We start from the raw sequence: 13,907 nt of genomic DNA on the forward strand, positions 1-13,907 counted from the left end.
TCCGGTAAAGGATCTTGTGTGAATTTCTCTTGATTTTAGCCAAAACGATTTAATTATTATACTGTCAAAAATAGCATTTTTATCTAATATACATTTTACAGGTTTTGTTTGCAATTACCAGATTTTATATTTTACTTTATGATATCAAATTAATATCAATTATGTATCAAGAAAAAATTATTAATCCGCCATCTGGCTATTTAACATTTGCAGTAAGCATATTGTTGCTGGCTGCTTCCATTTTCTGTTTTGTTTCAGAAATTTTTCTCTGGGGAGGAATTTTATTAGCCATAGATATATTTTTACTATTTCCGGGCTTTTTAATCATTAACCCCAACCAATCGATGGTACTTACCCTGTTCGGAAAATATATTGGTACAGTAAAAGCCGACGGTTTCTTCTGGGTAAATCCCTTAACCGCAAAAAGACGCTTATCGTTAAAAGCCAACAATTTAAACGGGCAGCAGTTAAAGGTAAATGACAAACTGGGCAACCCGATAGAAATTGCTGCTGTGGTGGTTTGGAAAGTAAACGAAACTGCCAAAGCCGTTTTCTCTGTAGAAAACTACATGCAATATGTAAACATCCAGAGTGAAGCTGCTGTAAGGCATTTAGCCAATATTTTCCCATACGACCATGCTGAAGGTGAAGAAACCAGTATTACCTTAAAAGATGGCGCTGAAAAAGTAAGTGAACTTTTAGAAAACGAACTGAACGAACGTTTATCCCGCGCAGGCATCGAAGTTTTAGAGGCCAGGATTTCGCATTTGGCTTATGCGCCGGAAATTGCCAGCGCCATGTTACAGCGCCAACAGGCCACAGCAGTAATTGCAGCCCGTAAATTAATTGTAGAAGGCGCCGTAGGTATGGTAGAAATGGCATTAGAGAAATTATCACAAAAAGGGATTGTTGATCTGGATGAAGAGCGTAAAGCAGCTATGGTAAGTAATTTATTGGTGGTTTTATGCGGAGATCGCCATGTACAACCTGTAGTAAACACCGGAACCTTGTATAATTAAGCTAATGGAATTTGAAGAAAAACATGGATTGAAAATCTGGTGGCTTTATCTGGTTACGGCAGCCACTATATTTCCAACAGGGGCCATACTTATTTTTCAGAATAACGGCTTAAATTTCGCTGAACTTAAAGAGATGTACTTCGCCCCGGTTTTAGCGCTCTTATCTCCATTTTTAATCATTTTTTTAGTGCAACAGAATAAGCTCACCCTAAAGATAACAGATGAAGAGGTTTCTTTCCGGTATCCCCCTTTTCACTTTGCATCAAGTCGTTTCCGTTGGGAGCGTATTGAAAAAGCATACATCAGAAAGTACGATGCATTTTCTGAATACGGGGGCTATGGCGTAAAAAACCGGCTCTGGTTTAAATTTAAAGATAAGGCTTATTTATTAAACGATAAAAACAGAGGGCTGCAACTGGAATTTAAAAACGGCAAAAAGCTGTTGTTCAGTTCTAATAAAATAGAGGACCTGGAGATGTTTTTGATTAATTTAAAAACGAGGTATAATATACAAGCAATACAATAAGAATGGCGGAGAAAGATAAAAAAGCTTTTGTATTAAGAATTAGTCCTGCTTTATTAAAAGAAGTAGAAACCTGGGCTGCCGATGAGTTTAGAAGTACTAACGGGCAGATTGAGTTTCTACTCACGCAGGCATTAAAATCAAGAAAGAAAGGCAAGGCGAAAGAGGAATAACTGTAAATTGTTAACTGCCAATTGTTAACTTTTAACTGCTAAACTGATTTGGGCGTTACCCAAGCTACGCAAGGGTCGGGCTTTTCAGGGCTGCGCTTCGCTCCGGTACCGACGAAAAAATCGGTACTGAACCCTTACAATCCCTAACGCTAACCTACAGTTTAAATAAAACCTATCAGGTTTTCAAAACCTGATAGGTTTCTAACATCCCCCAAGCACCACCAAACCCAGGTAATTTAAACCTGATGGCAGCGGCAGCCCCGAAGCATGAGGGTTACAGCGAACAGCAGGACCGAATAAACCCAAGAAACACTACAGCACCTTTCCAAAACCTATTAAAAACTTATTAACCTGAGTTCGATTAATAATTTTTAGAAAAAAATTAGTCAATCAAAGCAATTATGTTTATATTTAAGTGTCTGAAATTCAAATATTTAAACACAAAAAACAGATGATTGACTACTCTAAAATTAGTGATATTTTTTGTCTTGTAGATGAGTTCTGCAAAGATTTTGATCAAACCACCAGTCCTTTTCTTTTGGGCAAGCCCTCCAAGCGTCCTGCGACCATGTCTAAAAGTGAAGTAATCTCTATCTGTCTGCTCTTCCATCTAAGCGGGTTCAGGTGCTTTAAACACTTCTATTTGTTTTATCTCCAAAAGCATATGCAAAGCGAATTCCCAAATACTGTGTCCTATAACCGCTTTGTTGAACTCAGCCAGAGCGTGCTCATGCCAATGACGATCTTCCTTAAAACCTGCTGTTTAGGCCGTTGTACGGGTATTTCATTTGTGGATTCCACCCCCATTCGGGTCTGCAACAATAAGCGTATAAAAAGAAACAAGGTATTTAAGGGGATAGCGGAGGTCGGGAAATCCACAATGGGCTGGTTCTATGGGTTTAAACTACACATCGTAATCAATGACAAGGGAGAGATATTAAATTTTGCCATCACCCAGGCCAATGTGGACGATAGAGAACCACTGAAGAACGAAAGCTTTTTAAAAGCTGTATTCGGAAAGCTTTTCGCCGACAAAGGGTATATATCCGAACATCTAGTCAAAATACTGTTTGTCAGTGATATACATCTGGTTACCAGTATCAGGAACAATATGAAAAATAGCCTGATGACCATGAACGACAAAATTATGCTCCGTAAAAGGTCTGTGATAGAAACCGTTAATGATGAGCTTAAAAACATATGCCAGATAGAACATTCAAGACATAGGTCATTCGCTAATTTTATCTCAAATATTATCGCTGGCCTAATCGCATACTCATTCTTTCCTAAAAAACCCGCTATTAATTATCAAACCAAACAATCATCACAGATTTTCGCGTTTTGATTAATCGAACTCAGGTTATTATTTAAATGTGCTAAAATCATTTCTTCAACGTTATTTTTAAACCGTATGGGTTTTGGAAACCTGCGGGGTTTGACTAACTTAGCGGCCTAACCAAAAATTCATAAAAATTAGTTTACATGAAAGAAGTTGTAATTGTATCAGCTGTGAGAACGCCTATAGGTAGTTTTGGAGGCTCATTAGCTCAATTTTCCGCTACTCAACTCGGTGGTTTTGCCATTAAAGCAGCCATTGAAAAAGCTGGACTAAAACCAGAGCAGATCCAGGAAGTATATATGGGCAATGTTTTATCGGCTAACGTTGGACAAGCACCTGCTACACAGGCTGCAAAATTTGCCGGATTGCCAGATTTACCTGCCACAACCATAAATAAAGTATGTGCTTCGGGCACAAAAGCAATCATGCTTGCCGCACAAAGTATTGCAAATGGCGATAATGAAATTATTATTGCCGGCGGCATGGAAAGCATGAGTAATGTTCCCTACTACCTGGATAAGGCAAGAAACGGTTATCGTCTGGGCCATGGACAGATTACAGACGGTTTGGTAAAAGATGGCCTCTGGGATGTTTACAATGACTATCACATGGGTTCTGCAGCCGAACTTTGCGCTACCGAATGCCACATTAGTCGCGAGGAACAGGATAATTTTGCTATCGAATCGTACAAAAGAGCACAAGCCGCACAAACCTCAGGTAAATTTGCTAATGAAATAGTAGCCATAGAGGTTAAAGACCGTAAAGGAGAGATTACTTTGGTTGATACTGACGATGAGCCCACAGCTGTTAAATTTGATAAAATACAGTCATTAAAACCTGTTTTCAAAAAAGATGGAACCGTAACAGCAGCAAATGCTTCAACTTTAAACGATGGTGCCGCGGCATTGGTTTTAATGAGCGCCGATAAAGCAAAAGAACTGGGTTTAACACCTTTAGCTAAGATTTTGGGGTATGCTGATGCGCAACAGGCACCAGAATGGTTTACCACTGCACCTTCAAAGGCAATTCCATTAGCATTACACAAAGCCAATATCAATATAAAAGACGTAGATTATTTTGAGATCAATGAGGCATTTTCTGTAGTTTCTATCGCAAATAATCAAATTTTAGAACTAAACGACAACCAGGTTAACGTTAATGGTGGTGCCGTTTCCTTAGGTCACCCACTTGGTGCATCGGGCGCCCGGATTGTAGTTACCTTACTTTCGGTTTTGGCACAAAATAACGGAAAAATCGGTGTAGCCGGAATATGTAATGGTGGTGGTGGCGCAAGTGCCCTCGTTATCAAGACATTATAATCCTTGGTTTTGCAGCGTATGGCTCATTTGATTGTATGAAAGTTATCAGATTTTACATCCTTTTAATCATTGGAATGCTAAGCTTTAGTGTAAAAGCTCAGCAATCACCGAATACTTTAAATGTTTTCCAGGATACACTGATTAAAATATCAGCAAGGGTTGTTGCTTCACAAAACGATGCTCAAAAATTAGAAATAAACGGTGGTTTTGTAAAAACATTGGTTGATGCTTTAAAAGTCTCCAATTCTTTTTCTTACCCTTTCGATTCACTTAAAAATGTATCTGTAATTAAATCACCAGATCAGGCTTTTAGGATTTTGAGCTGGTATATACTGCTCGAAAACGGTACATACCGCTATTATGGAGCCGTCCAGATGAATACAAAAAGCGGTCCGTTGAAACTTTACCCCTTAATCGATCAAACCGATAATCTTGGCGATGCCAACAGCATTACCAATAATCAGAAATGGCTCGGTGCCAGGTATTATGAAATTGTTCCGGTAACCAGTGGAAACCGATTGCCTTATTATGTACTTTTAGGCTGGAAGGGTAATACACAAATGACCACTAAAAAGGTAATCGATATTCTTTCTTTCAATAAGGATAACCTCACCTTTGGTGCGCCTGTTTTTGACGGCAAAGAACTAAAAGGGAAAAACAGGATCATATTTGAGTATGCCAAATCAAATGCGATGACTTTAAAAACGGATCTGAAAGCAGGCATGATTGTATTTGACCATCTTGCTTCATTTGATCCCGAAATTAAGGGAAAATTTGAATATTACGGATCAGACGGCACTTTTGATGGCTTTAAAATTATCGGTGGAAGGCTGAAATTGCAAGAAGATATTACGCTTAACAATGATCCAAATTCGAGTGATGAATTTTATGCAGACCCAAAGAAAAATGTTAAACCCATCAGAAAGTTTTAATTCTTAACAAACCATTTACCTTACTCCTTACTTAAAAATTTGTGAGTTTGGCAATCGCTCACTATATTGCGCCCTGCTAACTAGCTTAAACAACACACAAATTCTGAATTCATAAACTAAAACCAACAAATGTTTTATGCAAACATCTAATGAAACCATTAGTATTGACCATGATAAGGAACTAGACCTCCACTTAACCAGTCAAGAGGTTTCTCCAGAAAAATTATTTAGCCATCCCGTTGGCCTTTTTGTACTCTTTTTTACTGAAATGTGGGAGAGATTTAGTTATTACGGAATGCGGGCCATTTTGGTTTTATTCCTGATTAGCGACCTGAGCAAAAACGGTTGGGGTTGGCCACGACCTGAAGCCTTACAGCTTTATGCTATTTATACCGGTTTGGTATATTTTACACCAATCCTTGGTGGTTTAATTGCCGATAGATTTACAGGTTATAGAAAAGCGGTGATCATAGGTGCTTTTATTATGACCCTCGGTCACGCCGCAATGGCCCTTGAAGGGGTCAGCACCAACTTTTTCTATGTTGGTTTGCTTTTATTAATTATTGGCAACGGATTTTTTAAACCAAATATTTCTTCAATTGTAGGTAAACTTTACCCCCCAATCAGCGATAAAAAAGATAGTGCTTATGCCATATTTTACATGGGCATTAATTCTGGTGCATTTATCGGGATGTTAATGTGCGGTTATATCGGCGAAAAAGTAGGTTGGCATTATGGTTTCGGCTTAGCTGGTGTATTTATGCTTTTCGGAATGCTACAGTTCTATTTCGGACAAAAAATATTTGGTGTAATCGGTTCGGCAGTTGATAAAACTAAAGCAGTAGAAAAGGCAGATCCAACAGTGGAAGAAATTCCTAAAAAAGTTAGAAGTCAACGCTTATGGGTAATCGCCATTTTATCTATTTTTACCATTTTCTTCTGGATGGTATTCGAACAGGCAGGCGGATCGATGACAATTTTTGCCAAAGATTATACCTTAAGAAACTTAACAGGAGGAGCAGCTACAACCTTTAAATGGGTAGATGCCATACTGACCATATTTCCATTGGTAGCCGTAACTTTTGTGCTGTTTTCATTAGCGCGCAAAATTTTCAAGAAATATCCGGCAACTATTTTATTTACATTATTGAGTTTTGCCATTATCTGGGTATTGGCCATCTGGAAAGTAAGCAGAGAAATGGGCTCGGTAAGTACCGAAGTTCCGGCTTCCTGGTTTAGTGTATTAAACTCATTCTTTATCGTATCGCTGGCACCTATTGTTTCTAAAATATGGGAAACCAAATTTAACCCAAGCGGGCCTGTAAAATTTGGTTTCGGTTTAATTTTTGTAGGCATCGGTTTCGCAGGCTTAGCTTATGGTGGTTCGTCTATTCCACAAGGGGCCACTTCAGCAGAAGTAAGTTTATTCTGGTTAATTTTCGCCTATTTCTTCCATACTGTTGGTGAGTTATGTATCTCTCCTGTTGGACTATCCTATGTAAGTAAACTTGCACCTTCAAACCTTGTGGGTTTAATGTTTGGTGTATTTTTTACCTGTACTGCTATTGGTAACTACCTGGCCGGAGCTACAGGATCATTAATTGACAAAATAAGCGCCGCTTATTCAATTTCCACTTTCTTCCTAATATTCACCATAATACCAATTGTAGCAGGTTTAATTATGTTTGCCATAAGCCCTATTCTGCGCAAATGGATGCACGGTGTTCACTAATAAAAAAAATAACTTTTACCCAAAAGCCCGATATCCATCGGGCTTTTAATTTTTAAACCTATTTAATGGAAAAAACAGTTTCAATAGAAGAGATTCAGAATTTTGAAGGAAAATACCCGAAACAACTCTGGCATTTATCGCTGGTAGAAATGTGGGAGCGTTTCTGTTTTTATGGAATGCGCGGAGTATTGGCTTTCTTTATGGTAGAACAACTGGGTTTAAGCGACCAAAAATCGAACCTGCAGTATGGCGCTATTCAAGCCTTTGTTTATGCTTTCACTTTTATAGGTGGTATTTTTGCCGATAAGATTTTAGGCTTCAGAAAATCTCTTTTCTGGGGTGGGACTTTAATGATTATTGGAAACTTAATCCTGGCTTTCTCTCCGCACGATTTATTTTATATAGGTATTACCCTATCCATTATCGGAACCGGCTTTTTTAAACCCAATGTTTCATCAATGGTTGGCGAATTATACCACGAGAAAGATAATCGCAGAGATGCAGGATATGGACTTTTTTATGCGGGTATTAATGTAGGTGGCTTACTGGGTGGCGCCATGTGTATTTATCTGGGTAAATATTATAACTGGCATTTATGTTTCTTATCTGCCGCCCTGGTAATGATGTTTGGCTTAGGTACGTTCATTTTTACAAAAAAACACTTAGGTCCTATCGGGAGTTCACCATTACTGCACCTTAAAAAATCAAAACAGCAGCTATGGGAAATAACCGTTTATGCGGGTTCGATACTATGCATCCCATTGATTTATATCATGGTAAAAAACACGGCCTTTACCGATTATTTCATGTACACCATAGGCGTTGTTGCCCTGGTTTATTTCCTATACGAAACCTTTAAAATAAAAGATAAAAAAGCACAATATAAACTATTGGCAGCGTTCGTTTTTATCTTCTGTTACTTCATTTTTATGGCCATATCTGAACAGAGTGGCGGTTCGCTTTCATTATTTGCAAAAGATAACCTGGATCATAAAATCCTCTTTTTTAATATCGACCCCAATGTGGTAAACAATAGTGTCAATTCGTTTTTTGTTATTGTTTTTAGTCCGATTGTAGGCATTTTATGGCTTGGCTTATACAAACGTAAAATAGAGCCCAATACCGTGGTAAAATTTGGGATCGGTTTTCTTTTATTGGCTTTGAGTTTTTATGTTTTTTATGCCACCAGGTTCTTCGCCAATATACAGGGCATTAGCTCGCTAAATGTATTTACATTAGCTTATTTATTGTTAACCCTTGGCGAGCTTTGCTTGGGGCCAATTGGGATGTCGATTATTACGAAACTTTCGCCAAAGAAAATGTTCGGCATGATGATGGGACTTTGGTTTTTATCAAGTGCTTTTGGACAATTGGCTGCCGGAAAACTGGGTGCAGAAATGTCGAGTATCGACAATGCTTCACTACCAACTAAATTAATGGCTTATACCGAAGGTTACAAAGCATTGGCTTTATATTCTTTAATTGCAGGTTTGGCATTGATTATTTTTTCGCAGCTGGTTAAGAGATTGATGCAGGAAGTACGGTAATAGTTCTTTGTCATTCTGAACGTAGTGAAGAATCTTTTTATATCGTATAAAGTGTAAATAAAAGAGTCTTCGACTACGCTCAGACTGACATTGTTTAAGAAGCATATTCAATAAGATTTGGAAATGAACGGACTGGAGTTCTTAGCATCTTCAGTCCCGCCATTCGCTATAGTCCCTCTTTTCAATCGGGCACTGCCGCTGCTGTCGGGTTTAGGAACAACGGTTCAGTGACTTAAAATCTAATTCTGAGCAGATCTGCGAAATCAGCGGGAAACAATAAGATCTAAGATATACTGAGGAATAACGGCATTAAACAGATCCTGGAATAAGTTCAGGATGACGAACGCGGTGACAAATCACGTGGAATTCATGAAAATTCATAACGGTTTCATATTTAATATTTACTTTCGCAGTTTAAAAGCAATTGCCAACTAAAAATATCAAATACAAAGGCCAAAAGCTTATATTATTTAATAAACCACAACAAACGTGTCAGATAGTTTAGTCATCATTCCCACCTACAACGAGAAGGAAAACATCGAAAAAATCATTAGAAAGGTTTTTTCTTTAACACAGCCTTTTCATGTTTTAATTATTGATGATGGTTCTCCTGATGGAACTGCTGAAATTGTAAAATCGCTGCAAAAAGAATACGAAGGGCATTTATTTATTGAAGAGCGTGCGGGTAAACAAGGTTTGGGTACAGCATATATTTATGGCTTTAACTGGGCATTACAACGCGATTATGCCTACATATTTGAAATGGATGCCGATTTCTCCCACAACCCGGATGACCTGGCTCGCTTACGCGAAGCTTGTGTAAATGGTGCAGATGTAGCCATTGGTTCCAGATACGTTAAGGGTGTAAATGTAGTAAACTGGCCAATGGGCAGGGTTTTAATGTCGTATTTTGCTTCAATGTACGTGCGTATGATTACTGGAATCAATATTCAGGATGCTACGGCGGGTTTTAAATGTTACCGCAAAATTGTACTGGAAACCATTCCATTAAATAAAATTAAGTTTGTTGGTTATGCGTTTCAGATCGAAATGAAATTCACCGCCATTAAATTTGGCTTTAAAGTAGTCGAAGTTCCCATCATCTTCACCGATCGTACCGAAGGAACATCAAAAATGAGCACCCGTATTTTCAGAGAAGCTTTTTTAGGTGTAATCCAGATGAAAGTTTGGAGCTGGTTTAGAAGTTATAAAAGGGAGTCTTAAGTTTGGAGCGGGGAGCTTGGAGTTGAGAGCGCTAAGTGCATAGCTGTTCTAATCGCTCAAGGATATGGTTAGAAATTGGGGATTTGAGGCTATTGTAAGCCTGTTATTTTTTCAGAACAAAAAACTAACTTATTTCCCCAAGACCTTTGTGCTCTTTGTAAAACTCCAAACTAAAAACTCCGAACTCACAACTTACTCTCCCTGATCATTGCGCCGAAGTCCTGTCCTTTATCCATAGCTTTAACAGTCATTACAATTCTTTTGGTACGGGTAGGTTCAGTTCTAGCCTGGTTAATCCAGTTGATATAATAGTTTTGATGCGATTTAGGCTGTTTTAAAAAATTTTGGATTAAATGTTCTTCTTCTGACAAGCAGATTTCCAGGTCTTCAGGCATTTCAATTTTAAAATCCTTATCTTCTTCTAAATAAAGTTCGACACTTGCTCCGGCTTCTTTTCTTAATTTTTTACGGACTTCGCCCTTTAAGGCAATAATAAAATCGCCCTCTACCATTGGCATAGCTGCCATACCATTAATTTCCAACTGATCTATTTTCCCTTTTACCCTGAAACTCTTTTTACAATCGGGTTTTATTTCGTTGGCCAGTGCTGCCGGAATAAACACATAACTCCAGCCAGTTTTTTCGCCCATCGTTTCGAAACGCTCTATTTCTGCTTTAAAGTGGATCATGGTTTAAAGATAAAAATTATGTTTAAACAAGTAAACGATTAAATGATTAGGCTATTTGTGAACTCGCTAGAAATGAGTCTTAGTTTTTTTACCATATAAGGCATTTAAGTAACATATAAGCTTAAATGAACTTCTATTTCTCATGGTAAATGAGTTTTAAATATTGATGTAGAAAAGATTCTTCGCTGTGCTCAGAATGACAGATTTAAATAAAAAGGTTGTCATTCGACTACACTCGAAATGGCGATTCAGCACCTATTTCCATTGCCCTAGCAGTATATCTAAAAAGCAATCTTCAGAACAATAAAATCATAAAATAATTCCCTAAAACATTAACAGGCTCAAAAACAAGCCAAATTATGAGCCGATTAGCGAGATTAATCGGCTCATAACATTAAACCGCCACCGGGTTCATCTGGATATCTAACTTTGCAAACTTTAATACTTCAATACTCTGAAAGCCAAAATCTTCTACCACTTTACCTAAAATGAGGTAACAGCCCTTTCCTTTAAAAGGATACATGGGTGTGTTATTGGGAAAATGGGTCGTATCAAAAAAATCTCCGTTGGCATCTAAAAAAGTACCGAACCACATTTTGGTGTTTTTAATAGTGTGTACTGTTTTTTCACAAACATAGTTCCCTACCATCCTTACCGTTTTACCCAAATGTTTGTGCATATCGACTGCCATGGTATCGCCTCGATAAGGTGTTTTCAGAAAATCGAACATTTTATAATTGAGCGGATAACCCAATAACTCTAGTTCTGTGTAAGCATTTTCGAGTTCCGAATCGGCTAATGCCGGGAGTTGATAGGTTTTGTAACTTAACTTGAAAAGCTCCGCATGGTTTACCTTTTTCTGTTTAAAGCCAAGGTAATTGTGTACATCCCAAAGCAGGGTTTTACGGTCTTTTCCGGTAAAACATAACGCTCCTAACCGGATTAAAATAATGGCCTGTTCTAACGAGATACAGGTTCGCTTTACAAAATCTTCGAGATCAAGATATGGACCGTTTGTCCTGCGTTCGTGTGGGATGATTTTGATATTTTTTTCTTCCAATCCCTGAATGCCGATAAAACCCAGGTAGGCATCTTTGCCTGTTATGGTTACCACTTCATCGCTATGGTTAACACAAGGTAAATGCACCCTGGCGCCTGTTTTTTGCAGTTCGTGCACGTAAACCCATCGACTGTAAAAACCACCATAGTTATTGAGTACCGCTACCATAAATTCCATGGGGTAATAAGTTTTAAGGTAAAGGCTCTGATAACTTTCAACGGCAAAGGAAGCTGAATGCGCTTTTGAAAAACTGTAGCCGGCAAAAGAAGAAATCTGACGCCATACTTCGTTAACCAGTTCTTCTGAATGCCCCTGCTGTCGGGCCGAAACCTTAAATTTGTTCACCAATTCATCAAAAGCCAGTTTAGAACGGTATTTACCACTCATGGCCTTACGCAGCACATCGGCATCGGCCAGATCTAAGCCCGCAAAATAATGGCAAACTTTAATTACATCTTCCTGGTAAACCATTACGCCATACGTTTCGCTAAGCCGCTCTTTCATCACCTCGCAGAGGTACACCACTTTATCGGGCGCATGGTAACGCTCGATATACGATTTCATCATGCCAGAACTGGCCACGCCCGGACGGATGATCGAACTGGCGGCCACCAGGGTAAGGTAGTTATCGCATTTCAGCTTTTTAAGCAATTGCCGCATGGCTGGCGATTCGATGTAAAAGCACCCTATGGGCTGCCCTTCTTTAAGGATATCGTTTAGTTTTTGATCTTTTTTAAAAGCTGGAAAATCATGGATATCAATATCTCTTCCTTTATTCTTTTTGATCAATTGCACGGCCTCACGGATGTGTCCAATACCCCGCTGACTTAAAACATCGAATTTCTCATAACCTATGGCTTCTGCCTCATACATATCCCATTGCACTGTTGGAAAACCTTTTGGCGGCATATCCAGTGCGGTAAAGTAGGTAATCGGTTCTTCTGAAATCAAAATCCCACCGGCATGGATAGAACGCTGGTTGGGCATTCCTTTCATGTACTGGTACACGGCCTGCAATTTCTGATAAGTAGCATTAAGCAAATTTTCCCGCTCTTTAGTAGGATCGGTAAAACTGTCTATTTCTCCTTTGGGCAAACCTAAAACCTTACCAATCTCCCTGATGATTGCCCGGTCTTTGAAAGTGCTCATGGTACCCAAAAAAGCAACATGCCATTTAGGATAGCGTTCAAAAATATAACGCTGTATCACTTCTCTTTCATCCCATGAAAAATCGATATCAAAATCTGGTGGGCTTGTCCGTTTTTCGTGTAAAAACCGTTCGAAATACAGATCAAGATCAATCGGATCTACGTCAGTAATGCGCAAACAATAGGCTACAATGCTATTGGCGCCCGAACCACGACCCACGTGATAAAAACCCCGTTTATACATTGCATAATGTACTATATCATAGGTAATGAGGAAATAGGCACAGAAATTTTTAAGTTCGATAATCCGCAGTTCTTTTTCCAAACGCTTAAGGGCTTCTTCATTATTTTCGCCATAACGGTATTTAAGTCCTTCTTCGGCCAGCTCCCGAAGCATTTTTTTATCTCCTTCGAAACCTTCTTCAGTATAAAAAAACTTATTTTTTGAAGAAGGTGCGGCCCCATCCTCAAAATAAACACTTAAATCGCAGCTATTTATCAATTTCTGTGTATTTTGAACAATAAAAGGGTATTGTTCAAACTGCTGTGTAAGTTCGGCTTCAGGAATCAGAAATTCATCGGGATCGCATTTTTGTTCCTCAGCTACTTTACTTAAAAGCGTATTGAGTTCTATAGCCCTTAAATATTCGTGCAACCGATAAGTGATTTTGTCGCCCACCGTAACGGGATGCCACACTAGCAATTTTTCTTTCTGGCCCAAAAGCGGATGTTTGTACAAAAGATTCAGCTGTTTTCCACGCACACCTATATATTCGTTTGCTTTTAACGTTTGATTAAAAGCTTTATGAAAGGGATAAATAATGTACACATTTTCCATTTGGGGCGGAACCTCTGGCAACGGAAGGTTGTAGATGTTGTGGTGACTTAAAAATTCATTCAGCTCGCGCATGCCTTCCCTGTTTTTGGCAATACCTACATATAACAGCTTGTTATCGATTCGAAATTCGATTCCGGCAACAGGTTTAATCTGATAAGGAATATTGCCCCTGTGTATTTCGTCAGCTTCTTTGGCAATGCCTTGCTTATAACACTCGCGAATAAACTCTACTGCACCCGTTGAGTTGTTAATATCGGTAAGGACCATTTGATGGATCCCTAAACGCCGTGCAGTAGCAATCAGTTGATCAATGCGCTGCGTACCATATTTCAGGCTGTAAGAAGAATGAACATTCAAAAACATA

General features: G+C 38.7%; 11 protein-coding genes. 9 read left to right on the forward strand and 2 right to left on the reverse strand.

Annotated elements, in window-relative coordinates; all coding sequences use genetic code 11:
• Positions 1 to 161 precede the first annotated feature (161 nt).
• From ACUN24_RS21270 to ACUN24_RS21310, 9 genes are all read left to right on the forward strand, one after another.
• Complete coding sequence (locus ACUN24_RS21270) at positions 162 to 1,019, forward strand: SPFH domain-containing protein (protein WP_445564341.1); 858 nt, start codon at positions 162 to 164, stop codon at positions 1,017 to 1,019.
• A gap of 4 nt (positions 1,020 to 1,023) precedes the next feature.
• Complete coding sequence (locus ACUN24_RS21275; RefSeq protein WP_445564342.1) at positions 1,024 to 1,545, forward strand: hypothetical protein; 522 nt, start codon at positions 1,024 to 1,026, stop codon at positions 1,543 to 1,545.
• A gap of 2 nt (positions 1,546 to 1,547) precedes the next feature.
• Positions 1,548 to 1,715: an Arc family DNA binding domain-containing protein gene (locus ACUN24_RS21280; RefSeq protein ID WP_083488688.1), complete on the forward strand. Its 168-nt coding sequence runs from the start codon at positions 1,548 to 1,550 to the stop codon at positions 1,713 to 1,715.
• A gap of 451 nt (positions 1,716 to 2,166) precedes the next feature.
• Complete coding sequence (locus tag ACUN24_RS21285; RefSeq protein WP_445561200.1) at positions 2,167 to 3,060, forward strand: IS982 family transposase; 894 nt, start codon at positions 2,167 to 2,169, stop codon at positions 3,058 to 3,060.
• Between the two features lie 137 nt (positions 3,061 to 3,197).
• Positions 3,198 to 4,373: an acetyl-CoA C-acyltransferase gene (locus tag ACUN24_RS21290; protein WP_445564343.1), complete on the forward strand. Its 1,176-nt coding sequence runs from the start codon at positions 3,198 to 3,200 to the stop codon at positions 4,371 to 4,373.
• A gap of 35 nt (positions 4,374 to 4,408) precedes the next feature.
• Positions 4,409 to 5,305, forward strand: coding sequence for a hypothetical protein (locus ACUN24_RS21295; protein ID WP_445564344.1), 897 nt, complete (start codon positions 4,409 to 4,411; stop codon positions 5,303 to 5,305).
• A 136-nt stretch (positions 5,306 to 5,441) separates the two neighbouring features.
• A complete protein-coding gene (locus ACUN24_RS21300; protein ID WP_445564345.1) occupies positions 5,442 to 7,037 on the forward strand; it encodes a peptide MFS transporter in 1,596 nt (531 codons plus the stop codon).
• Between the two features lie 65 nt (positions 7,038 to 7,102).
• Complete coding sequence (locus tag ACUN24_RS21305) at positions 7,103 to 8,584, forward strand: peptide MFS transporter (protein ID WP_445564346.1); 1,482 nt, start codon at positions 7,103 to 7,105, stop codon at positions 8,582 to 8,584.
• Between the two features lie 489 nt (positions 8,585 to 9,073).
• A complete protein-coding gene (locus ACUN24_RS21310) occupies positions 9,074 to 9,808 on the forward strand; it encodes a polyprenol monophosphomannose synthase (protein WP_445564347.1) in 735 nt (244 codons plus the stop codon).
• A gap of 185 nt (positions 9,809 to 9,993) precedes the next feature.
• Here ACUN24_RS21310 and ACUN24_RS21315 read toward each other — a convergent pair whose 3' ends face one another.
• Positions 9,994 to 10,497 carry a YdeI/OmpD-associated family protein gene (locus tag ACUN24_RS21315; RefSeq protein ID WP_445564348.1) on the reverse strand — a complete coding sequence of 168 codons (504 nt, stop codon included), beginning with the start codon at positions 10,495 to 10,497 and terminating at the stop codon, positions 9,994 to 9,996.
• Between the two features lie 394 nt (positions 10,498 to 10,891).
• Positions 10,892 to 13,906 (reverse strand): DNA polymerase III subunit alpha, encoded by a 3,015-nt coding sequence (locus ACUN24_RS21320; protein ID WP_445564349.1) that lies wholly within the window; start codon positions 13,904 to 13,906, stop codon positions 10,892 to 10,894.
• Between the last annotated feature and the right edge of the window lies 1 nt (position 13,907).

Source organism: Pedobacter sp. WC2501, assembly GCF_052682415.1.